Consider the following 24797-nt stretch of genomic DNA (forward strand, 5'->3'; position numbering starts at 1 on the left):
GGTGTAGGCCAACAAATGGTTATAGGGTTGAAAATTTGGTGGCGGATGGATCAGAGCAGAAGATGGTGCTTTACGGCTATTTCTTGTAAAACAGGAGAAAAACGGTTAGACTTAGAGATATAAATGCCAAGTCTTAGCCAAATCTACAACCTAAACCTACTCTCCTCTATGAAACACCTACTACTGGCTGTGTTTTCTCTGCTGCTTGTCTGTTCTGGCTGCTCCCATAAAAACGGCGTTGCAGAAAGCAAGATCCCACCCACTGTTCTGGTCTTCTACAAAACGGCCGGTTTTTACCACACCTCCATCCCCACCGGCCTAAGGGCCTTACAGGATTTGGGCAGGGAGAATGGTTTCGGGGTAGATACTACCAAGAATGCCGCTTACTTTGTGGCCGATTCGCTTAAAAAGTACCAGGCGGTGGTTTTCCTGAGCACCACCCAGGATGTGTTAAACCCCACGCAACATACCGCTTTTGAGCAGTATATCCGCAATGGCGGTGGGTTTGTGGGCATTCATGCCGCCACAGATACTGAGTATGACTGGCCCTGGTACAACCAATTGGTAGGCGCTTACTTTGAGAGCCATCCCGAAGTTCAGAAAGCTACCATCCGGGTGAAAGACAAATCCCACCCCTCCACCACGTTTCTGCCTGACAATTGGGAGCGCACCGATGAATGGTATAACTTCAAAAGCATCAACCCGAACGTAAAGGTGCTGGCCACCCTGGACGAAACCACCTACAAAGGAGGTAAAAACGGAGAAAATCACCCCATTGCGTGGTATCACGCATATGATGGTGGCCGGGCTTTCTATACCGCCGGCGGCCATACCGATGAAAGCTTCAGAGAGCCTCTATTCCTCCGTCATCTTCTGGGCGGCATCAACTATGCCTTAGGCAGGAAGTAGAATCTGGTAATGGCTCTAGTCTGGAATGTCCAGTGATGACAAGTATTTCTGTTGTCTCTTCTTCTTTACAGACCTTAAAAGGAATAGGGCAAGTATTTTATGATAGCCTGGAAACATTCAAAACCGGAGCTTATCTAATAGACAAATACTCTGCTTAAGTAACTCAAAAAAAGATCCTCCTGTTTAGGGGCTGTTTTCAAGAAAGCAGCCCCTAAAAAGGAGGATCTTTTTAATTACCTGTGTAGATAAATTTACTGCACCACCACTTGCACCGCTTTGGCAGTAGTGCCAGTAATGAGTTTACAGTGGTAAATGCCGGGTGCTAACTTGACTCCACCGGTTGTGCTTAGAGCTTGTGAAACAGAATGGTTCCCAGCGGTTTGTTTGCCCAGTGAACGGGTGATTAGTAAACGGCCCACCTGGTCATACACCTGCAGAGAGACTTCAGCAGCGGAGGCAAGCTGGTACCTAACCGTCACTTCTCCGTTTCGGGCAGGGTTAGGATACACTACTACGTTCTTCGCTACTTCAACTTCATCATTCGATTTCAGCAGAATGCTGGAGGTAGAAAGTCTTTTGGTAGTGTAAATACGGTACTCGCCGGGCTGTAGGTTGATGGCTTGGTTTACGTCTGTGACATTCAAGGCCTCGCCGGTCACATAATCGTACCAGGTACCGGTATGCTGGAATTTAGGAACAATAGGGCCAGCCGTCACCCCGAAGTTGCCCAACACGGCTACGTTCATGTCCGGGTCCTGGATGTGGATGGTTTTCATGGCACCCTCCAGGTTCAAGGCGTAGTCTGCAGATTCAAACGCAGGCTGGTTGATTTTGAGTTTGATCAAAGCCGCGTACACGTTGTACAGTTTCCGGCGCTCCGGGTCCTGGTAGTATTCCCACCGGATAGGCTTGTCGCCGGTACGGCCGTTGAAGTTGATGGGAACATCGTAGCCCAACTCGCCAAACTGCCAGATCATCTTAGGCCCAGGGATGGTGAAGAAGAAAGCGGCCGCTAATTGCATGCGCTGCAAGGCAGTGGTGAGATTCTTGGTGTCGTAAGACCCAGAACTTGCCCCATGGTTCATGACTTCCACCATCTGGCGCTCTTCGTCATGGCTCTCCATGTAACCCACCACGTGCGGACTAGTCCAACCACGCTGTTTGTAGGAGATCCAGTTGAAGTTTGAATTTGAAGTATAGCCCATGATGGCTTGCTTGTAGTTGCCGTGCAGGTTGCCCCACAGCATCATGCCGTAATTAGCCAGAGCCGTTTCCTCGCTGTTTTCGGCAAAATGCTCCAAAATCACATAAGCATCGTTTTCGGTTGCCCACACGTGGTCTGCCATGCGCTTGAGCAGGCTGATGCGGGTGGCGTCATACTGCCCCCAGGCATTTACATTTCCCAAGGTCTGCTTCTGGGTAAACCCTTTAGACAAGTCAAACCGGTAGCCGTCCACGTTGTATTCCTGCAACCAGAACTCCGTCACGCGGTCTACGAAGTACTTGGTGGCTTCGCTTTCATGGTTGAAGTCGTGCCCCACATTATAATCATGCTTGGGATCAGGGTTAAACCAGGGGCTTTCTGGCGTGGTTTTGCCGGTGGCGCTGTTATAGTACAATTGCACCATGGGTGATTGCCCGAAGGAGTGGTTCAACGCGATGTCCAGTATTACGGCCATGCCGCGGGCGTGGGCCGCATCAATGAACGCCTTCAGCATCTCTTTAGGGCCATAATATTTGTCTGGCGCAAAGTAGTATACTGAATTATAGCCCCAGCTCAGGTTGCCTTCATACTCATGAATTGGCATCAATTCTATGGCATTTACCCCTAAACGGCTCAGGTAATTCAGCGTGTCGGTTAAGGTTTTGTAGTCATGTTTGGCCAGGAAATCACGCACCAGCAACTCGTACACCACCAGGTCGGTTTTCTTGGGCTTGGCAAAGTTGGTCACTTTCCAGTTGTAAGGAGTCTGGTTTGTCTGCAGCACAGACACCATGCCCGTAGCCTTGCCGTTCGGATAGGCTTTCAGGTTAGGGTACGTCTCGGCAGAAATGAAGCGGTCTTCGTTGGGGTCCAGGGTTTTCTGGGTGTAGGGGTCCCCTATCCTGATGGTCTCGTCTACCAAATACTGGTATCCATATTCCTGGCCAGGGGTAAGGTTGTTGATTTGTACCCAGTAACGGTTCCCGTCTGGGGTGCGGTTCATAGGCGTGGCTCCTACCACCCAACCGTTGAAGTCACCTACCACAAACGCATTCTGCTTGCCAGGCGCATACAGGTTCAGCAGCACACTGGTAGAACTCAGGTAGGTTACTCCATCCTTTGCGTTTGCCGGAAGCGCCTGCACCGGAGCAGCAGACCGTACCACAAACATGAAAGAATCAACGGCGGTGGAAGTGGGGGTTTCGGCCATCAGTTTCACCTTGTTTGCTCCGGAAGTAGCTGCCGTTAACTGCATCTCAAGGCTTGTGGCAGATGCTTCTTCTTTCACCTTTGTTCCGTTCAAAAACAACGTGAGTTTAGCGCTGGAAGAAGACCTACCGCTCACCTGAACGTATTGGTTCTGGTTTACATAAAGGCCATTCATTCCCACCTCAGGCTGGTCAAAAGACACACTTACCTTACCAGAAGGGTAAACATCAACCTTTATGTCTTTCCCACCGGTGTCTTTGCCTTGTTTATTGCCATCTGCACTCCTGAAGACAAACATCACGGCTTTGATCTCCTCAGAGGCCGGAACATTGTAGTACGTTCTGGGAGTGAGGGTGATATGGTACCGGTTATTGCCCAAAGACTCCATCAATGCCTCCGGTACATTCGTACTCCACGGTGCTTTCACGTAGCGCCAGTCAGAATCTGAGACACTAAGGTTAGTGAGTACTCCGGTATGGGCGTAAACCGGACCAGAATGGTTAGCCAGCCCCCCGGTACCTTTGGTGGCATCAAAAGTGATGGTGATGGGCTCATTGTCTACCGGGAAGGAAGGTGTCCAGGTCACAACCTGAGCCTCTACCGCCTGGACCAGCAGCAGGGCCAGTAACAAGCTTAGCAAACGTAACGTAGTTTTCATGCAATAGGCAGGATTAGTTTAGTGATGAAAATAGAAGCATCAATTCCTTACGAAATCGATTTCCTTGCTAATTTATTAAAATTACCCAGGAAACCCATTGCCTTTTTACCAACTTTCAACAACCTGAATCCATAAACAAAACCTTGTTGCACCTTACGCCTAAGAAGTGTAACTTAACCAATTCCAAAACCGCACATATGCCTAAGGTAACCCCAACACTCCCGTTAGTTGAATCAGATAGCTGGCTTGCTCCCTACCTGCCTCAAATACGCCAACGGCTGGATCGCTTTGAACAAACCTGTCAGATCATCAACCATAATTTTGGCTCGCTGGCTGACTATTCAACCTGGCACCAGCAGATGGGGCTCCATTATGAACCAGAGAACAAGGGTTGGCGCTACCGCGAATGGGCCCCGGCGGCTCAGGCACTCTCCATTGTGGGAGACTTCAACTTCTGGGACCGGCACGCGCACCCCATGAAACGCATGGAGGGTGGTATCTGGGAAGTGTTTCTGCCCGAAGACAAGGTGCAGCCCCAGCATGGCCACCGGTACAAAGTGCACGTGGTTGGCGCTACCGGAGAAGCCCGTGACCGCATCTCCCCTTTTACCTTCCGGTCCATTCAAGATCCGCAGACCTACGATTTCTCTGGTCAGGTCTGGGCACCGGAAGAGTCCTTCACCTGGACCGATGGAAACTTTGACGTAAGACAGATTACCCAGCCGCTCATTTACGAATGCCACGTGGGCATGGCCCAGGAAAAACATGGCGTGGGCACTTACCGCGAATTTGCCGATAACATTCTGCCCCGCATTGTAGAGACCGGATACAACTGCCTTCAGATGATGGCCTTGATGGAGCATCCTTACTACGGCTCCTTTGGGTACCATGTCTCTAACTTCTTTGCTCCTACTTCCCGCTTTGGCACGCCAGAAGACCTGAAATACCTGATCAACAAAGCCCACAACCTGGGCCTTGCCGTGATCATGGACCTGATTCATGCCCATGCGGTGAAGAACGTGGCAGAAGGCCTGGCCGATTTTGATGGTTCAGGCGGGCAGTTCTTCCACCAGGGCCCCCGCGGGCATCACCCGGGCTGGGATTCTAAACTATTCAATTACGGCATTCCAGAGGTAAGACGCTTTCTTTTGTCCAACGTGCGCTACTGGATGGAGGAATTTCACCTGGACGGATTCCGGTTCGATGGGGTGACTTCCATGCTGTACCATCACCACGGCGAGGGTGTTGCCTTTGGGCACTATGACCGGTATTTTGACCGGAGCGTAGACTTGGATGCCATCTTATACCTGCAACTGGCCGCTGAACTCAGCCATACCTATAAACCTGGGGCCATTCTCATTGCCGAAGACATGAGCGGGATGCCTGGCCTTTGCCGTCCTATCACAGAAGGAGGCATCGGGTTTGATTACCGCCTGGGCATGGGCATTCCAGATTACTGGATCAAGACCCTAAAACACAAAAAAGACGAAGAGTGGAACCTGGATGATATCTGGTGGGAGCTTACCAACCGCCGCGTGGGGGAAAAAACCGTGGCGTACGCTGAATCCCATGACCAATCCTTAGTAGGCGACAAAACGCTGGCTTTCTGGCTGATGGACAAGGAGATGTACTTCCACATGCGCACCATTGACCAGCATCCGGTAATTGACCGGGGCATTGCGTTGCACAAGTTGATCAGGCTCCTGACGATGTCTTTGGGAGGAGAAGCGTTCCTCACCTTTATGGGCAATGAGTTCGGGCACCCGGAGTGGGTGGATTTCCCAAGACTAGGAAACAACTGGAGCTATCAGTACGCCCGCCGGCAATGGTCTTTGGTAGATAACCCCGACCTGCGGTACCGTCACCTCTGGCAGTTTGAGAAGGACATGCTTGCCCTGGCGGAACAATACCAGATCATGGAACACGGCCCTGCCCATAAACTGCACCAGGACAACGTAAACAAAGTTATCATCTTTGAAAGAGCCGGCCTGGTTTTCCTGTTCAACTTCCATACCCAGAACTCAATTCCGGATTACAGATTCCCGGTTCAGGAAGCGGGCAGCTATTCCATGGTGCTTTCTTCAGACACACCTGAGACGGGCGGCTTTGACCGGGTAGATCCTACTATCCGCTACTTCACTATCCCAACCCAATATGGGCCAAGGTTAAGTATCTACTTGCCTAACCGGACTGCCTTGGTTTTGAGAAAAGAAGATTAACCAACGCAACCTAAAGTACCCTCAAGCGCTACCCTGCTGAAGGTACTTTAGGAAGTGCAAACACAATGCAGCCCTGCGTTTTAAGGCCATTTTCCTAAAATTTCCTTAAAGCGCAGGGTTGTTTTTTTGAAAGAATGGTAAGCTTCCCTATCAGGTGAGATATAGAAGAAAACAAAAGGGAAGGCCTCCGCAAAGTACTTGCGGAGGCCTTCCCTTTTGTGAATCAAAGCAATCTGGTGCAGCTTTTATCTACATCCTCGTTTTCAGGTTGATTTTTGAAAACCGCCCCGAAAACAGATTATAATTCTTGCTCGTGAAGTTGTAACACACTGTGCAACGCCTCCATTACATGATCAGCGGTTGAACCCCAGGTAAGCTGACGCAAAGCTTTCTGGTTGGCTTCCACCTGCTGCTTACGGAGATCTTCATCTTCCAGCAACTGCAGGATATGTTTTGCCAGGCCTTCGGTATCGTTGCAGTCTGCGACGCTGGCCTCCGGCAATACTTCGGCGGCACCGGTCTGGAAGGTAATAACCACCGGCAAGCCGGCTAAGGTAGCCTCCAGCGCTGCTAAGCCAAATGGCTCAGACAATGCTGGCAAACAGAACACGCTGGAGTTCTTCAGCAACGTTTCAGCTTTGGAAGGCTGCAGGAACCCGGTGAAGGTAACCGCTTCTTCAATGCCTAACCTGCGTACCATCTGCTGGGCTTCCTCAAACTGAGGGCCATGGCCGGCTACTACAAAGTTAACGTCTGGGTCTTTCTTCAGTACTTGCTTGGCAACTTTCAGGAACTGCAATGGCCCTTTCTGTGCCACCAAACGGCCCAGGAAAGTTACCTGCTTCCGCTTAATTGGAGTTACCGGAGAAGGAGCCACTCTATCGGCACCGTTATATACTACCTGTACTTTCTTGGCGGGCACCCCGTAGCGCTTGGTGATCATACGGGCAGTTCTTTCGCTTACAGCCAGAATGAGGTCAGCCTCGTGCATGGCGCGGGTCTCCAGTTCATAGATCCAGCCCAAAGGCTCCCCTACCTGGCGGTCAAAGGAAAGGCTGTGCACATGAATTACCAGCGGCACTTTGCGCTGGGTTTTTATTTCCATTCCCGCCAGGAACGTCATCCAGTCATGGGCATAAACCACATCCAATTCTTTGTGGGATGCCAGACGGGCGGCATAGCGGGCAAATTGAATTACTTCAAAATTGAGAGTTCCTTTGGCGCCGTTGGTCACATTGATCTGCGGCTTGCCGTTGGGGATTGATACTGTTGTTTTTACGGTTTCCTGGGCCGGCACTTCTACCGTCACAGACTCAGTTTTTTCTTCTACTGGGGTGCTGTCGGCGGGGATGCTTGAACCCTCATAAGGGAACAGGTTGGCAGGAACGTAGTGAGTGGTAGCAAATCGTTCAAAAGTTTGGGCAACAGGCGCCTGCTTGATCTCTTCCAGGTCCAATTCATTCAGGCCTACAACCTCGGCATGGTGTTCAAGCGCCAAATGGTCTGCTTGCGGCACAATCATGGTGAGTTCTACTTGTTTGGCCAGGGCCTCGGCTAAATGAAAACAGGCTTTGCCTACTCCTCCATTTAATATAGGCTGGTCCTCCCAGCCTAGCATAAGTACTCGCAATTTTTTCATTATAACTCAATTACTCGATTCATCAAATATCACTGGGGAGAGGTATCTTGTAAAGATAACTAAGCATTCCACTAGTACAAGACACCTCCCACAATTTTTTTCGGTTTGTTCGGCAAAAATCAGAACATATTTAAAAACATTCCGTAATTATGCGGTTTGTTTTCTGAATAAATACCTAGTACCCCATATCCTTTCTATTTCTTTTTCCGCTAATATTTTTTCATGGATAGTTTTATTCAAGACTCCAATTACATGATCAATGATCTTGGGGTTAAACGCGAAGAGTTTTTCGCGGGCACTATAACCCACATTGATCAGGAAGACAATAGCGTTGTTTTTTTATGTGATAACCGGGTAGGGCTGCGGGTGGAGGCAGTCTCTAATCATATTTTGCGCTTTAAATTCACTACGGACGGTACTTTCTCCCGGGACTTCTCTTATGCCCTGGCTCCAAATCGTCCAAAAAATAACACTCGTCTTAAGGTTAAAGCACTCGCTGATCATATTAGACTTACCACAAAGGAATTGATCTGTACGGTTTCCAAGGTAGGTTTGGTTACAAGAATCCTGGATAAGTCTGGCAATATTTTAAACGAAGACGAGAAAGGTTTCCACTGGGAAGACCACAAAGACTACGGCGGCGACATTGTGAAAATGAGCAAAACCGTGCAAAAAGACGAGTTCTTCTACGGCCTGGGCGACAAAGCCAACAACATGAACCTGCGGGGCAAGCGCTTTGAAAACTGGGGCTCTGATACTTACGGCTACGTGAAAGGCACAGACCCTTTGTACAAGAACATCAACTTCTACATGGGGCTGCACCACCGCCAGGCCTACGGGATCTTTTTTGACAATACCTTCCGCAGCTTCTTTGATTTTGGCAGCGAGCGCAAGGAGGCTTCCAGTTTCTGGGCGCAGGGCGGTACCATGGAGTATTACTTCATCTACGGCCCATCTCTAACCCAAGTGGTGCAGCAATACACCAGACTCACCGGTACGCCAGAATTGCCGCCTCTGTGGTCACTGGGCTACCACCAGTGCAAATGGAGTTATTACCCAGAATCGGTGGTGAAGAACCTGGCCAAAGGTTTCAGAGACCGCCAGATTCCCTGCGATGCCCTTTACCTAGACATTGACTACATGGAAGGCTTCCGGTGTTTTACCTGGAGCAAAGACCACTTCCCGGAGCCCAAGCGCATGGTGCAGGAGCTGAAGGAAGACGGCTTTAAAACCGTGGTGATCATTGACCCGGGCATCAAGATTGACCAAAACTACTGGGTGTACCAGGAAGGCATTGAGAACGATTATTTCTGCCGCCGCGCCGATGGTCCTTTGTACAAAGGCACCGTGTGGCCGGGCCTCTGCCACTTCCCCGATTTTACCCGCGATGACGTGCGCACCTGGTGGTCTGGCCTGTTTAAGGGCTTGATTCAGGAAACCGGCGTAAAAGGCGTCTGGAATGATATGAACGAACCGGCCGTGTTTGAGATTGGCACGTTCCCTAATGACGTGCGCCACCACTATGACGGCGAACCGGGGTCGCACCGCAAAGCCCACAATATTTACGGCATGCAGATGGCCCGCGCCACGTATGAAGGCGTGAAGAACTTCTCGTACCCAGACCGGCCGTTCACCATTACCCGCTCCGGTTACGCTGGGGTTCAACGCTACGCCTCCGCCTGGACCGGCGACAACATTGCCTCCTGGGATCACCTGTGGCTGGCCAACATCCAGTGCCAGCGCCTGAGCATCTCCGGGATGTCGTTTATAGGTTCAGACATTGGTGGGTTCATTGAAACCCCGGACGGCGAACTATACATCCGGTGGCTTCAGTTGGGCATCTTCCATCCATTCTGCCGCACGCACTCGTCCGGTGACCACGGTGATCAGGAGCCTTGGTCGTTCGGGGAGCCGTACACTTCGCTGGCCCGCAAGTTCATTGAGCTAAGATACCAGCTTCTCCCCTACATGTACACCACCTTCTGGCAGTACGTGGACCAGGGAACTCCCATGCTTCGTCCGTTAGCCTTCCTGGACCAGAATGATCCGGAGTGCTACCACCGCATGGCCGAGTTCTCCCTGGGCGACAACCTGCTGGTGTGCCCTATCACCCAGCAAGGCGTGGAGGGCAGAATTCTGTACCTGCCGCAAGGACAATGGTTTAATTTCTGGACCGATGCGCTGGTGCAAGGCAAACGCGAGGTATGGGCTGATGCTCCCCTGGATAAAATCCCGATGTTTGTAAAGGCCGGGGCGGTAGTGCCCATGTACCCTGTTCAGCAATACGTAGGCGAACTGGCAGTGCCGGAAGTAACCCTGCACGTGTATTACAGCCAGGAAACCTGCGTGAGCGAATTGTACGAAGATGGTGGCGAAGGCTACGGCTATACAGAGGGCAACTTCCTGCACAAGACATTCACAACTTCTACTACAGAGGGTGCATTCACGCTCACCCAGGCAAGAGAAGGCTCTGGTCAGGATGCTTACGCCACCTATAAAGTAACTTTGCATGGCTTACCGGCTAACACCGCAAAGATTCTGGTAGACGGTGAAGAAGTAGCCTTTGAAGCAGATGCTGAGACTAACCTGGTATCGCTTACCGCACCGGCAGCCTTTGCTTCCTTGCAGGTTTATTCTGCAGCCAAGGCATAGGTCATAGCAAGACAGAAAAAGGAGCAGTCCCGTTTTGGAAGTGTTTTACCAAAAACACCTCCAGAACGGGACTTCTTCTTTTAATAGAGTTGTATCAGGAAATAGCGCAGAAGGCTATTCCTGGCTAGTGCTCAGGGCAAGTTGGTACGCCCGCTCATAGTGCACCAGCAGTTTTTTCCAGTCAAACATCTCAGACAAGCCTTCCACTTTGTTACGCTGCGTGATGCGCTCTCTGCGGCTCATTTCCACAAAATCAAACATGTGCCGCGCCAATTGTTCTGAGGAAACATCAAAGCTCCGCTCATGACGGTCAATTACGTAGATACCTTTGTCGGTGTGTTTTTTGATGTTTTTCTTCACATAATCCCCGAAACCAGACAAGTCACTGGTTACAGCCGGAATACCACTGGCCACACATTCCAGCGGTGTATAGCCCCACGGCTCATAGTAGCTCGGGAAGATACCCAGGTGACACCCACGCACAAACTGCCCGTACTCCATCCCGAACAGCGGGTTGGTAGGCGAGATGAAATCTGGGTGATACACAATCTTCACGCGGTCATCGGCATTATTCACCAGGTTGGAGCCTCTGAGGAAATGCAGGATCTCATCTTGCTGGTCATTGACCAGGTTATGCGTGACCACCGGCGGTAATTGGTGCGTTTTCCAGGACTGGATGGTACGGCGGTAGCGCAGCTTCCAGTAATCGTCCACAAAGTCATTGAGTTGCGGCAAACGATGATCCTGGCTGGTAGCGGCATCATAGAACAGCTTCTCTCCTATCTGGTCTTTGATGGACTCGCAGGTATCCTGGATTTCCTCCATCAGGGCTTTGGAGTGCAGCACTCCGGGATTAATGGAGTAGAACGGCCGTTTGGTAATGAAGAACATCACTACCGTCATATCACTCTTAGCCTGTTTCAGGCGGTAGTTCAATCGGGCTAAGGCTTCCAGCGTGAGGTCAAATCCTTTATTGCGGTACTCAAACCGGCCTGACGTAAAGAAGTAGACGGTTTTCTCAAGATCAAACGGGAAGCTCTGGAAGAAATGGCCCATCACAAACCGGTGAATCCGCTTTTTATAGGTAAGGTGCAGGTTCTGGAACTCGTGCATGGCAATGAACCGCCGGATGTTGAGTCCATTCGGCAGTACGGTATCCGGTATACGGTCCAGCAGGTAGATACATTCCCGCACGGTGACCTCGCTCACGGTGGTGAACACGTGCGATCCGTGGGCGGCCGCCCTTTCAATGGAAACCGCCGGTTCAATGTTGAAATGCTGTGCCTCTTTCTGCCAATCCACGGAGGTGAGCTGGTCATAAAAGTTAGGGTCGTTCATGGCCAGGTACCGGCCCAGCAAAGTAGCGTGCGTAGTGAACACAATCTTCACCGGCACCTGCTCCCTGCGCAAATCTGGGATTGGGGAACCCACCATCCACTCGTGGAAGTGAGCCACCACCTGGGTTTTACCAGCCAGCAGCGTAATGTAGCGTTTCACCTGCACCCCGAAGGCCAAAACCTGGTTCAGGAGTTCTTCATTGGAGGTAGGGATTCCATGGTTTTCCCACAGGAAGTATTTGATCTCGCCCAGTTGGCCGTACGCGCTAAACGGGTTAATCAACACAATACGGGGCCTGCCGGTGACCAGCCAGGTTCCATAATAACATTCTACGCCTAGCGCCCTCAGCTCCAGAACGGCCTGTCCGTAAACATCTGAATAATCATCTGTGGGCTCAAACTCGTTGGCAGCTTGCTGCGGAAAATAAGGGCCAATAAGACAATATTGGTCACCCCAGTACTCAATCATGGCCGGCACTTTGGAGCGGATTACCGTGTAGATTCCACCTACTTGGTTACACGCTTCCCAGGCTATTTCCAGAAGATGCGGAGAAGCAGAAGATATTTGTTGCATGGGAGGTCATTTTTCAGCTATTTTACTCAAATTCGCCTAAAACGGATATAGAAAAAGCTATTTATTTAAACTTTTTCCTTTTCCATCTTCTCCCTTCTTTCACTCTCTTCTCTAATTATCTATTACTCAAGTACAAACCAAAATCAATGAAGTACTTTGCTCCTGTCTTTGCAGAAGTAAAACAACAGAACTCTCTGTTTCCGGACAGAAATCCAGGTTTCAATCCTAAACCAACTAAGACAGTACAGCCAGGTAGGTGAAACCCCTCGCAGAGGAGAGGTCTGTCACTGTTTTGCACGTTCCCCCATTGCCACCTGACTTGCGTCAGATTCTGGAGCTTCTGCTTCTGTATCTGTTCTTGAGGAGTATGTAAATGGCGAAAAGCAATGGTAACCCTGTAAGGATGCCACCTAATACCGGGTCTTGGCTTAAGAATCTGCCGGCGGCAAAGCCCGCAAACAGCAGGCCCAGCACAACCAAAATAACTTGCCCATCTCTCAGCCGTGTTCTCATAACGTTCACTTCAGCTAGTTGACAAATAGTATTTTTCAGCCGTAAGATAAGACATAACCTGTAAGCATTCTAAAGAAAATTGATTTTTCTGATCAAATTTGCTCTTTCAGCCTCTTTTGCTTACAGATTTAACATAACGTGATTAGGTCACAAACCCAGTAGTTTAAGCCAAAACAAGGCTCCTGCTGTCAGAAGTGCAGAAACAAAAAGTAGGCAAACAGAAGTATAAGCATGCTTACGGAGGATTTCCTGTCTTCTTAATCGGGTATTTACCTTACCTTTTCCAAAAAGGCACCGATCTGTAGCTGCCATTAAGAAGGTGCCATTATGATATGAGTAGTCAAACCAAACCTAGTTCTATATGAGCGTTGTTTATGAAGGGCATGTGATTTGGGCGCAAGTAGACGCCAACATGCACCTGCGTCATTCTGCCTATGCCGATTTTGCCGCCCAAGCCCGTATCTCTATGCTGGAAACTCTGGGCTTAGATTTCAAGGTATTCCAACACCTTAAAATGGGTCCAATCCTTTTCCGGGAGGAGTTGCAGTACCTGCGCGAGGTAGGCCTCAATGACACCATCAAGATTGAATCTGTGCTGACCAAATCCCGGGCCGATGGCTCCCGTTGGTCTATCCGCCATGAGCTGTATCGGGGCGATGGCGTGAAAGCCGCTATTATTCAGGTAGACGGCGCCTGGATTGACTTGATGAAACGCAAACTAACTGCCCTACCAGAAGACCTCACCCAAAAGTTCATGACTCTGCCCAAAGCTGATGACTTTGTGCTGGAGTAATCCCTTCGTTTTTTAGGGTATTTGGTAAAAAATAGCCAGAAAACAGAAAGCCTGCCCCTTTGTTGAAAGGGCAGGCTTTCATTATTTGTACTCTTTCCTAATTTTAGGGCCATGAAAATACCACTACTTCCCTCCCGCCTGGGTTCCGGAACCGGAACGCCCAAGGTTTTATTAGTATCCCTTATGCTTGCTACCCAGCTAGGCTTTGCCCAGACCAAAGACCCCGTGGTAGAAGCCATTGTCAAAGAAGCCAACGAGAACTCGCAGTTAGAGCCCTTGGCGCATGAACTCATGGATGTCATTGGTCCCCGGCTGGTAGGCTCGCCGCAGATGCAGCAAGCCAACGAGTGGGCCGTAGCCAAATACAAGGGCTGGGGCATTACCGCCCGAAACGAAAAATGGGGCGAATGGCGCGGTTGGCAAAGAGGCGTTTCCCACATTGACATGGTGCACCCAAGGGTGAAATCACTGGAAGGCATGCAACTGGCCTGGAGCCCCAGCACCAAAGGCAAAGGCGTTACTGCCGAGACCATCATCCTGCCAGACGTTGCCGATTCCGTAGCGTTCCAGAAGTGGCTACCAACCGCCAAAGGAAAGTTTGTCCTGATCTCCATGGCCCAGCCTACTGGTCGGCCTGACTATAACTGGCAGGAATTCGGTACCAAAGATTCATTTGAGAAGATGAAGAAAGAGCGCACCGCCTTAACCGAGGCCTGGCGGGAGCGACTGAGAAAAACCGGCTTCAACAACCGCACCTTACCTGTGGCGCTGGAAAAAGCCGGAGCCGCCGGAATTGTAATGTCTAACTGGTCATCAGGTTTTGGGGTGAACAAAATCTTCAGCGCTTATACCAAGAAAATCCCCACGGTAGACATCGCCCTGGAAGATTACGGCTTGCTGTATCGCCTCACGGAGTCTGGGCAGAAGCCCCGCATCTCAGTTCAGGCTGAGTCAAAGGAGCGTGGCGTTGTGCCTACCTTCAACACCATCGCAGAGATAAAAGGCATCCAGAAGCCAGACGAATACGTGATCCTTTCGGCCCACTTTGATTCCTGGGACGGTGGAACCGGCGCTACCGATAACGGAACCGGCACCCTGGTGATGATGGAAGCCATGCGCATCCTGAAGAAGATCTACCCTAACCCAAAGCGCACCATCCTGGTAGGTCACTGGGGCAGCGAAGAGCAGGGGTTGAACGGCTCACGCGCGTTTGTGGAAGATCACCCCGAGATTGTGAAGAATGTGCAGGCCTTGTTTAACCAGGACAACGGCACTGGTCGTGTGGTGAACATCTCAGGCCAGGGCTTCCTGCACTCGTATAATTACATAGGTCGGTGGTTATCAAAAGTGCCGCAGGAGATCAGACAGCACATTGAAACCAATTTCCCGGGTTCTCCCGGCGCCGGCGGTTCTGACTACGCTTCTTTTGTGGCCGCCGGAGCGCCTGCTTTCTCTTTGAGTTCCTTGAGTTGGTCTTACGGCACCTACACCTGGCACACTAACCGCGACACCTATGACAAGATTGTATTTGACGATGTGCGCAGTAACGCCATCTTAACCGCCATTCTTGCTTATATGGCCAGCGAGGACCCAGAGCAAACCTCACGGGAGCGGATTGTTCTGCCAGTAGACGCTAAAACGAACCAGCCAGCCACCTGGCCTGCCCCTAAAGGCCCTACCCGCCGAGGAGGCCTTGATTAATCAATTACAAGCAAATTACTAGGCATTTTTAGCCTGCTTTCCAGAAAAGCTTGCCAAAACACTCCTGGGTTATCAATCAATTCAAAAGCAAACAGCCTGCTGAAAGTAAGTTCTTTCAACAGACTGTTTGCTTTTGCAGGTTTAAGTTGGTCTGTGAACCAGGTCACATAACTCTTACAAGGGAGTTAGACATTCATTTACAGGTTACAACTATATGGTTTTAACCTCTTTTCCGAAAAACACCTTTAAAACCGATGAAAGGGATAAGAGTCTTAATGAAGCTTCTCCTGAGTGACGTAAAAATTAGGATCAACTTTTAACTCAGTCACGTTAGAAGGCAAAGAGATTTGCTTCCAGTTATTGGCTACCGGCTTCAGCCATTTCTCTTTTCCATTTATCAATACCTTCACCGGCAAGTTGAAATTCTCCACGCAGTTACTCCACCTGAAGTGAAGGATTTTGCCTTCCATCCAGTACTCCAGCTCGGGCACCTGAACCGTTCTTAGATACTGGTTGAAGAACGGCACCAGGTTTAAGCCAGTTTTAGAACTAAGGTAATTCTCTATCTGGGCAGAAGTTACCGTCTGATGATAGAAATCTTTGTTCATCCCCCTCAGAACCTTGCGCCACTTGTCGTCATTGTCCACCACCTGCCGAAGGGTGTGCAGCATATTGGCTCCTTTATAATACATATCACCGGAGCCTCCGTAGTTCACGTTGTACATCCCAATCAGCGGTCGGTCGTTCAAGATGTTCTGCCGGGTGCCAATCACGTATTCACTCCCGGCTTTTTTGCCGTGGTAGAATTCAACGAAGAGATTCTCTGAATACGCGGTGAAGCTTTCATGAATCCACATATCGGCGATGTCTTTATAGGTGATGTTGTTGGCGAACCACTCGTGCCCGCTCTCATGGACAATGATGAAATCGAATTTCAGGCCCCAGCCGGTTCCGCTTAAATCCCGGCCAAGGTAGCCGTTGCGGTACTTGTTTCCGTAGGTCACTGAACTCTGGTGCTCCATGCCCAGATAGGGCACTTCCACCTGTTTGTAGCTGTCTTCATAGAACGGGTAAGGCCCAAACCAATGCTCAAAGGCTTTCAGCATGCGGGGAACCTCCTTGAACTGCTGCTTCGCTTTCTCTAGGTTTTCGCGCAGCACATAGTAATGGCAATCCAAGGGGCCCTTTTCCCCGGAATATACTTCTGAGAAGTGCACGTAATCTCCAATGTTCACATTTACCCCGTAATTGTTGATAGGGTTGGTCACTGCCCAATGGTACGTTTTGGTACCATCTGCATGGGATTCTACCTGTCGCAAACGACCATTTGAAACCTCCACCAGGCTCTGAGGAACCGTGACCCGTAGCATCATGCTGTCTGGTTCATCATACATGTGGTCTTTGCAGGGCCACCAAAGGCTGGCTCCATCGCCCTGGCAGGAGGTGGCAATCAAAGGGTTGCCCTTAGAATCTTTTTTCCAGGTCACTCCCCCACTCCAGGGCGGATTCTTACTGACCTTGGGTTTACCGCCATACTGCACCTCAATGGTCTGAAGTGAGCCTGGTTCCTGCTGCTGTACCAGTTGAACAAACCAGGCATTTCCGTCCTGCCTTACAGAAAGCTTCTGACCGTTCTGCATCACCTGCTCTATACGCATGGGGGCCTGAAGATCAAGCTGCATCACCTGCATTCCCTTGAGCACCTTGTACCGGATCTTGTTCATGCCGTACATGGAACTGTCCTGAGGGTTCACGTTCATGCTCAGGTCGTAGTGGATCAGGTCCCACCAGGCACGCTCAGGAGTAATGGAACCCCGCAAGGTATCTTGTCTGGTGAATTGGGGAGATTCCTGCCCATGGGATACCATAGGCACACAAATCAACCACAACCAACTCCATATAAATCTTTTTCCTTGTTTAAGGTCTAACATAGGTGAGTTTAGCATTTATTGATAGTTAAAGATAGAACCTTGAAAACCCGGTCTATCTACTCTACCCCAAAATTTTATTTTAAGTGTACAACCAAGAGTTAGCTTTTGGTTCAGCTCTTCTGCAGATCATTCATTTGCTGGCTTTTTTGCCTGTTATCGCAAATTCAACCAAGAAACCTAGTTGAATCAATTATAAAGCATCTTCAACTACCTACATCCATTCATTAGAATGATCTTATAAATTAAAAATAAGTAACCTTTCCAAGCCAAACATATCATTATTTTATCTACTTATCTCTAATAAAACTTATATCATGTATTGCAGTTTATAATTTTACCGCTATATTTATTGCAGATATAAACTTATCATCCAATATAAACTAAGGAGGTGTCCATTGAAAGAGTCCCAAATCTATTCGGTAAGAAGCAACGTGAATTGGGAAAAGATGGCTAAAGTATCGGTGGATCTATTCTGCACCCTGGATGCAGACGGGTTTTACACCTATGCAAGCGAAGCCAGCAGAAACATGCTGGGGTATGAACCCTGGGAATTGGAGGGTAAGCATTATACTGACTTCCTCCATCCTGCAGAAGCTACCAAAACCCAGAAGATCTTCAGGGCAACTTTCAGCAACTCCAGACAGGTGCATCTGGAGAATCGGGTCTTACACAAAAACGGCACCGAGGTCAGGATCCAATGGTCTGTTGCCTGGTCTGAGGAAGACGAAACCATGTTTTGCGTAGGCCGTGATCTCACAGTAGTAATGGCATGGGAATCAACCAAGAGTTTAACCGCACCGGTGTACATGGAGGCATCCCGGACCAATTCCTTTCTGGGCCTTTCTGAGCCTTCTGGTACTCAACAATCACCTATGCCTGTCCAAGACACCTTGCCTCAAAAACCAGAAGTTGATCTCGCCAGACTTACCAAGGATCTTCATAGAAAGAACAGCGACCTTCAGCAGTTCACGTACATTGTGTCCCATAACCTGCGTAACCCGGTGGCCAATGCAGTAGGCCTGGCAAACCTGTTAGTACACACCGACAGGAATTCCGTTACGTTTGACAAATCCTTGTCCTTCCTGCGGCTGAGTTTATACAGAATGGATAATGTTCTAAAGGACATGAACACCATCCTGAGCATAAGAGAAAAGCGTGAAACTACAGGATTGGAACAGGTGAACCTGCATGAAGTAACTCTTCAGGCGCTTTCAGCTTTAGAAGAACAACTCCAAAAAGCAGGAACCACCGTAAACCTTGACATTACCGATGGCCTAACCGTGAAAGCCAACAAAGCCTACCTATACAGCATCTTTTCTAACCTTCTGTCCAATTCTGCCAAATACAGAGCAGAAGGCCGCCGGCTTGAAATAAATATAAAGAGCCGCAGAACTGAGGAAGGCACCACTATCACGTTTTCAGATAACGGTTCTGGCTTCGATTTGGAAAAGAACAGGCAAAACGTCTTCAAACTTTATAAACGGTTCCACCAATATACTGAGGGCAGAGGAATGGGCTTATTCCTTATTAAGGCTCATTTAGATTCCATGGGCGGCCAAATTGAGGTGAACAGTAAAGTAGGAGAAGGAACCTGCTTTCAGATCAGCTTGCCATAAAACATTGCTGAATAGTTTTCTAATTGAAACAACTCTCTTCAGATTTGATCACCGTCAAACGTTCTTTGAATCTAAGCCGCCAGGAAGAGCAAGGCTTTTGTTCTGCCGAGGGGCATACTTATTTATGAATGAGGGAAAAGACTGGAGGGCTTTGAAAGAAAATTCGCAAATTGGTAGCAAACAAAAAAGCCGTTTACAAGTTTTACCTTATAAACGGCTGATTTTCAAGTGATCCCGTTTGGATTCGAACCAAAGACCTACTGCTTAGAAGGCAGTTGCTCTATCCAGCTGAGCTACGAGACCATCGAAACAAAAATGAGTAATGGAGAATGTCTTTTAAGTCATCCAACATTACTCATCTTCTTTCGTCGGGGTGGCAGGATTCGAACCTACGACCTCCACATCCCAAATGTGGCGCGATACCGGGCTACGCTACACCCCGAGTCCTGCAATTACCGATTAACCAACTTAACCAAACCCTAACCTTTCGGTGAATTGCGGTGCAAAGATATAAGAAGAAATTTTACTGTCAAAATTTATTTTCAGAAAAATTTCGCGGAGAGAGGGGGATTCGAACCCCCGGTACCCTTTAGAGGTACGGCAGTTTAGCAAACTGCTGGTTTCAGCCACTCACCCATCTCTCCGGGCTACCTCTTTCGGTTAAAGAGTGTGCAAATATAGCCTAACAAAAATGAGATTACCAAAGCCCTCGCCAAAAAAATTTCCCAGCAGAGGGCCCTACCACCATCATCCTCTTCTTTCCCAGCAGCTTAGAATCGCAGATTTTTTTCAAATTTTTTCAGACTTTGTCCGTTTCACCAAGGAATGACAGATTTTGCCACACCTCACCAGCCCCATTCAACCCAAAGCCATTTGTTTCTTTCTTTTTAACTTGCCCCAGAATTTAAGAAGCATCCTATACTGCCTATGACCTGGTACTTGCCTTTCACTTCCATGGAGTTCTTTTTCCTGCTCCTGTTTATAGTGTTCTATGGCGGCTACCTGTACCGGATCAAACGGCTGGCGTTTCAGTTTGGGCAATCGGCTAATACGCTCTGGGTGAAAGCCGCTATCCGGTCGGTTTACATGGTGTTGCTAGTGGTGGCATTGCTGGGGCCTTCTTTTGGAGCCATGACCAAAGAGATCAGGACCAACGGCAAAGATGTTTTCCTGGCGGTTGATTTATCCCAGTCCATGAACGCCGTGGACGTGCCACCCTCCCGCCTTGAGAAGATGAAACTGGAGCTGATGGATTTCGTCAGGAATTCAAACGCTGACCGAGTGGGGCTGATTGGTTTTTCTTCCGAGGCTTTTGTGTTGAGTCCGCTTACGTATGACTTGAGCGCCCTGGAACTGTTCATCCAATCGCTTCGGTCTAACCTGGCTCCGCAGGAGGCTGCCCAACTGAAACCTGTTTTAGGGCTGGTTCAGCAGAAATTCAGGGATAGTGAAACCAGCCGTGAATTAGAACGCTCCAAAATACTGGTGGTGTTTTCTGACGGGGAGACCTTTGGCGAAAATCTGCAGGCCGAGATCAATGCGCTGCAAAGCCAGGGAGTGCGGGTGTACTGCGTTGGAATTGGAACCTACTTTGGAGGGAAAATCCCGGAAGGACGCAGCTTCAAGAAAGACCAGGACGGCCAAACCGTGGTGACAAAACTAGAACCCGAATCATTGAAGACCCTGGCCCAACGCACCCAAGGAGATTACTTTGAGATAAACCAGAACATAAGCGAGATGCCCCGGCTGATAAGCGCAGTGAACACCGTGAAAAGCGAACTGCGCCAGACCAAGGTGGTGGAAGTGGCCGCTAACAAGTATCTTTACCCTTTGTTGGCAGCTCTGCTCCTGATTGCGTTGGATGTGTTGTGGACCTTACAAGTGCTTAGAATATGAGGCTTTGGTGGTTGATTTTATTGCTGGCCTTCTCCCCTTTTGACGGACTCCAGCGCATAGCGTTGCGGAACCAGTATGCCCAGCAAGCCGAGGCAGCGTACAAACAACGGCGCTACCACGAGGCTGCCGCTTTGTATGAGAAAGTACGCCAGACCGAAGGCGGCGCCATTCCTCCCTCGGTTACTTTGAACCTGGCCCATTCCTACTTCCATTTACATGAATACAGCCAGGCTTCTCCCCTGTACCGAGTCCTTTTAAACACCCGGGATAAAAACCTGCTTTCGGTAGTTTCCACCCAACTGTCGGTGATTGAGGCCGAGGAAGGAAACTTCACCAAAGCCATTGCCTTCAGCAAACAGGCCATTACCTCAGATGAGACCAACAAGGCGGCCCGGTTCAACTATGAACTGCTGCAAAAGTATCTTCTACTGCACCCAGAAAAACGGCAAAGCCCCCCTCCTCCCCAAAAAAGAAACCAACAGCAAAACGGTTCAGGCGGAAGAAAGCAACAAGACACCTCCAACACCACTACCACTCAGGGGCAATCTAATGGCATGGCTAATACCGGCCCGGGAGGTACAAATCCAGGAGGAGGCAAACAGAACCCTCAGAATGGCCTTGACGGTACAGACAGCAAGCAGAACTTTGGGAACACCCCGGGTCAGAACCAGGGCTTGAGCAATAATGGCTCAGGAACTGGAAACGCCAATATTGGTAACAGAAGAAGTAATCAATTGGGCGGCGAAAATGACCCGATGCTCCAAACCCGCTATGAACGGCTGAAAAAGCTACAACTGAGCCCTGAAAAAGCCCGCCAATTGCTGGATGCCATGCGCCAGGAAGAAACCCAGTACCTGCAGCAACTTCCGCGTAAAAGAGCAAAGCAATCGGACCGTAACACACCGGACTGGTAGAATCCGGCGAATCCGTTTACAGAGTATTTTGGTAAAAACAAGGCAAAAACAGAATAGAGTAGTAGCCTACAAAGTTTAAAACAGTGCCTTTTGATGTAAAAGTTAAGTGTTTTTGAGAGGCTGCATTGATCCTATATGGCTTGAACACGTACTACCATCCATTTTTCTCCTGTTTTTCTAAAATTGAAGCAGAAACTTACTTCAAACGTCACTTTAAAGAGTAAACAAAACCCTTCAACCTAACAAGCGTTTGGCAATTATCAGAATTACCAATATCTTGATGCCATAAATCTAGTTACACCTACTGATATGCAGATAAAAGAAGTATACGTGATTTCGGCGGTTCGTACCCCCATCGGGAGCTTTGGCGGTGCCTTGTCCAGCCTGACGGCCCCGCAACTGGGCGCCATTGCCATCAAAGGCGCGGTGGAGAAAGCCGGAATCGACAAAAGCATGGTACAGGAAGTGATCATGGGCAACGTGCTTTCCGCTAACGTGGGACAGGCACCCGCCCGCCAGGCCGCCATTGGCGCTGGTCTGGGCTATGAGGTGGAATGTACCACCATCAATAAAGTATGCGCCTCGGGCTCAAAAGCCATCATGTTCGCTTCACAAGCCATCATGTTGGGCCACAAAGACATCATTGTAGCGGGCGGCATGGAAAGCATGTCCAACGTGCCGTATTATCTGGATAAAGCAAGATTCGGGGCGAAGATGGGCCATGGCCAGATGATCGACGGGCTCATCAAAGACGGTCTTTGGGATGTCTACAATGATTACCACATGGGCAGCGCCGCTGAGAACACTGCCCGCGAATTGGGCATCACCCGCGAGATGCAGGATGAATACGCCATCAACTCGTACCGCAAAGCCGCCGAGGCAGCCAAAGCCGGTTTCCTGAAAGACGAGATCATTCCGGTGGAGATACCACAACGTGGCAAAGACCCTATTCTGGTAACTGAGGACGAGGAATACAGCAAAGTGGTGTTTGAGAAAATTCCTGGTTTGCGCCCGGTGTTTGACAAAGAAGGAACGGTGACGGCCGCCAACGCCTCTACCCTCAACGACGGGGCTGCGGCCCTGCTGCTCATGAGCAGAGAGAAAGCCGAGGAACTGGGCGTTACCCCGATTGCCAAAATCCGCGGCTTCGCCGATGCCGAGCAGGAACCGAAATGGTTTACCACCACGCCTGCCCTGGCCATCCCGAAAGCCTTGAAAGTAGCCGGGGTAGATCCTTCAGAAGTAGATTTCTATGAAATAAACGAAGCTTTCTCGGTGGTTTCTCTGGCCAACAACAAGAAACTGGGCCTGGAAGGCGGCAACGTGAACGTGTACGGCGGTGCGGTATCATTGGGTCACCCGCTGGGAGCCTCCGGTGCCAGAATCGTGACTACGCTCATCAACGTGCTGCAAAAGAAGAACGGCAAAATTGGCGTAACCGGCATCTGCAACGGCGGTGGCGGGGCCTCGGCCATCGTGCTGGAGCGCGTGTAAGTCATTGAACTATACTAAGTGTAAAAAGCCTTACGTTACATGTAAGGCTTTTTTTATTGTTTTGTATCCATGAAAAGGATTCTGTCTTCTATCGCGGTTCTGTTTGGCGTTCTGCTTTTCCAGCAGGAAACCCAGGCCCAGACGCGCGTGGTCACCTACTATGATTCGCTGCAATCGGCTATAAAGGAAGTCTACTTCATCAAGGCCAATCCAGACACCGTGATCCATGGATATTACCGCAAGTACTACCCTACCGGCGAGTTGCAGGCCCTGGTGAAAGTGGTGGAAGGCAAGCGCGACAGCCTCTACACCGAATTCTTTCCCGATGGAAAACCCAAGCTGACGGTTCCTTACAAAGACGGGAAAAAGAACGGGTCTTTTACGGCCGTGTACCCAAACGGCAAGAAAATGCAGGAAGGCCAGTACGCCAATGATCTGCAGACGGGTTCCTTCAAAACGTACTATGAGAACGGCCAACTGAAACAGGAAACCAGCTTTGCAGACGGCTTCCCCGAAGGTTTGGTGAAAGAATACTTCCCCGATGGCAAACTGAAATCTGAGATCACCTACGCCAAAAAAGCGCAGAGCGGCCTTACCCGCACCTTCCATCCCAACGGCGAGAAAGCATCGGAAGCCACGTACCGCAACGGCATGATTGAGGGCGATTTCCGGACTTACTACGACAACGGACAGTTGGAAACCGAGACCATCAGCCAGGGACCTAACAAACTAGCCAAGTTCAAAACCTACTATCGCTCGGGCAAACTGATGACCGAGGGCAGCGTGCTGGCCGGCAAACCCGAAGGACCCTCGGTGGCGTATTACGAGAACGGCCAACGCAAAGCCACCCTCACCTACAGCAAAGGGTTACGTGTAGGCGTGGCCCAGACCTTTGACGAGAACGGCAAACTGCAGCAGGAAATCCGTTACAGCAATTCTGAAAAAGACCGCAAAATCACCAACTACTACCCTTCCGGCGCTATTGCGGCCCAGCAGGAATTCAAAGAGAACAAGCCCGTGGGTACCTGGCAGGAATTTTACGAGAGCAAACAGCTGAAAACCACTGAGCCGTACAAGAACGGGAAAATCAACGGCGAGCGCCTCACCTACCATGACAACGGCCAATTGTCTTCCAAAGCCAACTACGTGAACGGCAAGATCATCAGCACGTTGGTCACCTACTTCCCCTCGGGTAAAGTGAAGTCTGAGACGTTCTACAAAGACGGGCTGCGGTACGGCACCTTCAAGCAGCTCTACGAAAACGGAAAAACCGAAATGGCCGGCACCTTCCGGAACAACCGCGAAACTGGCACCTGGACTTATTTTGACGAAAATGGCAAGCCTCTCAAGAAAGTGGAGTACCGCAACGGCCAGGTAGTGGTGGCTGATAAGAAGTAGTCTGGTAGTTGGTTGTAGTTTTTGCTTGTTTTCAGGAAAACAACTCCAAAACAGAGGTAGCGGCGTTACACTGTAACGCCGTGGCTCCCCGCAGCAGTACAGATGGTCACAAGTAGAACCATCTTTGCCACAGGAACCAT

Annotated in this window: 14 protein-coding genes and 3 tRNA genes; 10 read left to right on the forward strand and 7 right to left on the reverse strand. The window is 49.8% G+C overall.

Translation table 11 applies throughout. The annotated features are described in order from the left end of the window. Positions 1-168: 168 nt before the first annotated feature. Positions 169-909 (forward strand): ThuA domain-containing protein, encoded by a 741-nt coding sequence (locus JT719_RS15980; protein ID WP_207434357.1) that lies wholly within the window; start codon positions 169-171, stop codon positions 907-909. Between the two features lie 251 nt (positions 910-1160). On the opposite strand, the gene JT719_RS15985 is transcribed toward JT719_RS15980, so the two are convergent. Then, a complete protein-coding gene (locus JT719_RS15985) occupies positions 1161-3980 on the reverse strand; it encodes a DUF4961 domain-containing protein (RefSeq protein WP_207434358.1) in 2820 nt (939 codons plus the stop codon). Between the two features lie 197 nt (positions 3981-4177). Between JT719_RS15985 and JT719_RS15990 the strand changes: the two genes are divergently transcribed. Further along, on the forward strand, positions 4178-6199 hold the full coding sequence (locus tag JT719_RS15990) for an alpha amylase C-terminal domain-containing protein (protein WP_207434359.1): 2022 nt from the start codon (positions 4178-4180) through the stop codon (positions 6197-6199). Between the two features lie 298 nt (positions 6200-6497). Here JT719_RS15990 and JT719_RS15995 read toward each other — a convergent pair whose 3' ends face one another. Further along, complete coding sequence (locus tag JT719_RS15995) at positions 6498-7817, reverse strand: glycosyltransferase family 4 protein (protein WP_207434360.1); 1320 nt, start codon at positions 7815-7817, stop codon at positions 6498-6500. Positions 7818-8060: 243 nt separating this feature from the next. Here JT719_RS15995 and JT719_RS16000 point away from each other — a divergent pair, with 243 nt between their 5' ends. Further along, positions 8061-10490 (forward strand): glycoside hydrolase family 31 protein, encoded by a 2430-nt coding sequence (locus JT719_RS16000; protein WP_242693307.1) that lies wholly within the window; start codon positions 8061-8063, stop codon positions 10488-10490. Positions 10491-10604: 114 nt separating this feature from the next. Here the strand turns inward: JT719_RS16000 and JT719_RS16005 are convergent, their stop codons facing one another. Beyond that, positions 10605-12401: a glycosyltransferase gene (locus JT719_RS16005; RefSeq protein WP_207434361.1), complete on the reverse strand. Its 1797-nt coding sequence runs from the start codon at positions 12399-12401 to the stop codon at positions 10605-10607. An 874-nt stretch (positions 12402-13275) separates the two neighbouring features. Between JT719_RS16005 and JT719_RS16010 the strand changes: the two genes are divergently transcribed. Both JT719_RS16010 and JT719_RS16015 read left to right on the forward strand, forming a co-directional pair. Further along, on the forward strand, positions 13276-13707 hold the full coding sequence (locus JT719_RS16010; protein ID WP_207434362.1) for an acyl-CoA thioesterase: 432 nt from the start codon (positions 13276-13278) through the stop codon (positions 13705-13707). 183 nt (positions 13708-13890) lie between these two features. Further along, on the forward strand, positions 13891-15408 hold the full coding sequence (locus tag JT719_RS16015) for a M20/M25/M40 family metallo-hydrolase (protein WP_242693332.1): 1518 nt from the start codon (positions 13891-13893) through the stop codon (positions 15406-15408). A gap of 272 nt (positions 15409-15680) precedes the next feature. Here the strand turns inward: JT719_RS16015 and JT719_RS16020 are convergent, their stop codons facing one another. Continuing rightward, a complete protein-coding gene (locus JT719_RS16020; RefSeq protein ID WP_242693308.1) occupies positions 15681-17276 on the reverse strand; it encodes a M1 family metallopeptidase in 1596 nt (531 codons plus the stop codon). 458 nt (positions 17277-17734) lie between these two features. On the opposite strand from JT719_RS16020, the gene JT719_RS16025 reads away from it, so the two are divergent. Then, the gene (locus tag JT719_RS16025) at positions 17735-18955 is read left to right on the forward strand and encodes a sensor histidine kinase (RefSeq protein WP_207434365.1); all 1221 of its coding nucleotides are present in this window, start codon (positions 17735-17737) and stop codon (positions 18953-18955) included. A 229-nt stretch (positions 18956-19184) separates the two neighbouring features. Here the strand turns inward: JT719_RS16025 and JT719_RS16030 are convergent. The 3 genes from JT719_RS16030 to JT719_RS16040 form a co-directional block, all read right to left on the reverse strand. Beyond that, positions 19185-19258 (reverse strand) — tRNA-Arg (locus JT719_RS16030). Positions 19259-19323: 65 nt separating this feature from the next. Continuing rightward, positions 19324-19397 (reverse strand) — tRNA-Pro (locus JT719_RS16035). Between the two features lie 114 nt (positions 19398-19511). Next, positions 19512-19599: transfer RNA gene (locus JT719_RS16040), tRNA-Ser, on the reverse strand. Positions 19600-19882: 283 nt separating this feature from the next. Between JT719_RS16040 and JT719_RS16045 the strand changes: the two genes are divergently transcribed. The 4 genes from JT719_RS16045 to JT719_RS16060 all read left to right on the forward strand — a co-directional run bounded on the left by JT719_RS16045 (position 19883) and on the right by JT719_RS16060 (position 24657). Further along, positions 19883-20851, forward strand: coding sequence for a VWA domain-containing protein (locus JT719_RS16045; protein ID WP_207434366.1), 969 nt, complete (start codon positions 19883-19885; stop codon positions 20849-20851). Further along, positions 20848-21765 carry a tetratricopeptide repeat protein gene (locus JT719_RS16050; RefSeq protein WP_207434367.1) on the forward strand — a complete coding sequence of 306 codons (918 nt, stop codon included), beginning with the start codon at positions 20848-20850 and terminating at the stop codon, positions 21763-21765. The genes JT719_RS16045 and JT719_RS16050 overlap by 4 nt, the downstream gene beginning before the upstream one ends. Before the next feature lie 309 nt (positions 21766-22074). Then, the gene (locus JT719_RS16055; protein ID WP_207434368.1) at positions 22075-23259 is read left to right on the forward strand and encodes an acetyl-CoA C-acyltransferase; all 1185 of its coding nucleotides are present in this window, start codon (positions 22075-22077) and stop codon (positions 23257-23259) included. A gap of 69 nt (positions 23260-23328) precedes the next feature. Further along, on the forward strand, positions 23329-24657 hold the full coding sequence (locus JT719_RS16060) for a toxin-antitoxin system YwqK family antitoxin (protein ID WP_207434369.1): 1329 nt from the start codon (positions 23329-23331) through the stop codon (positions 24655-24657). Positions 24658-24797 lie beyond the last annotated feature (140 nt).

This window comes from Sabulibacter ruber, from assembly GCF_017355955.1.
Lineage (GTDB): Bacteria > Bacteroidota > Bacteroidia > Cytophagales > Hymenobacteraceae > Nibribacter > Nibribacter ruber_A.

Coding starts and splice junctions, on each gene's coding strand:
- JT719_RS15980 (WP_207434357.1), top strand. CDS start 169: ATGAAACACCTACTACTGGCTGTGTTTTCTCTGCTGCTTGTCTGTTCT.
- JT719_RS15985 (WP_207434358.1), bottom strand. CDS start 3,980: ATGAAAACTACGTTACGTTTGCTAAGCTTGTTACTGGCCCTGCTGCTG.
- JT719_RS15990 (WP_207434359.1), top strand. CDS start 4,178: ATGCCTAAGGTAACCCCAACACTCCCGTTAGTTGAATCAGATAGCTGG.
- JT719_RS15995 (WP_207434360.1), bottom strand. CDS start 7,817: ATGCTAGGCTGGGAGGACCAGCCTATATTAAATGGAGGAGTAGGCAAA.
- JT719_RS16000 (WP_242693307.1), top strand. CDS start 8,061: ATGGATAGTTTTATTCAAGACTCCAATTACATGATCAATGATCTTGGG.
- JT719_RS16005 (WP_207434361.1), bottom strand. CDS start 12,401: ATGCAACAAATATCTTCTGCTTCTCCGCATCTTCTGGAAATAGCCTGG.
- JT719_RS16010 (WP_207434362.1), top strand. CDS start 13,276: ATGAGCGTTGTTTATGAAGGGCATGTGATTTGGGCGCAAGTAGACGCC.
- JT719_RS16015 (WP_242693332.1), top strand. CDS start 13,891: ATGCTTGCTACCCAGCTAGGCTTTGCCCAGACCAAAGACCCCGTGGTA.
- JT719_RS16020 (WP_242693308.1), bottom strand. CDS start 17,276: ATGGTATCCCATGGGCAGGAATCTCCCCAATTCACCAGACAAGATACC.
- JT719_RS16045 (WP_207434366.1), top strand. CDS start 19,883: ATGACCTGGTACTTGCCTTTCACTTCCATGGAGTTCTTTTTCCTGCTC.
- JT719_RS16050 (WP_207434367.1), top strand. CDS start 20,848: ATGAGGCTTTGGTGGTTGATTTTATTGCTGGCCTTCTCCCCTTTTGAC.
- JT719_RS16055 (WP_207434368.1), top strand. CDS start 22,075: ATGCAGATAAAAGAAGTATACGTGATTTCGGCGGTTCGTACCCCCATC.
- JT719_RS16060 (WP_207434369.1), top strand. CDS start 23,329: ATGAAAAGGATTCTGTCTTCTATCGCGGTTCTGTTTGGCGTTCTGCTT.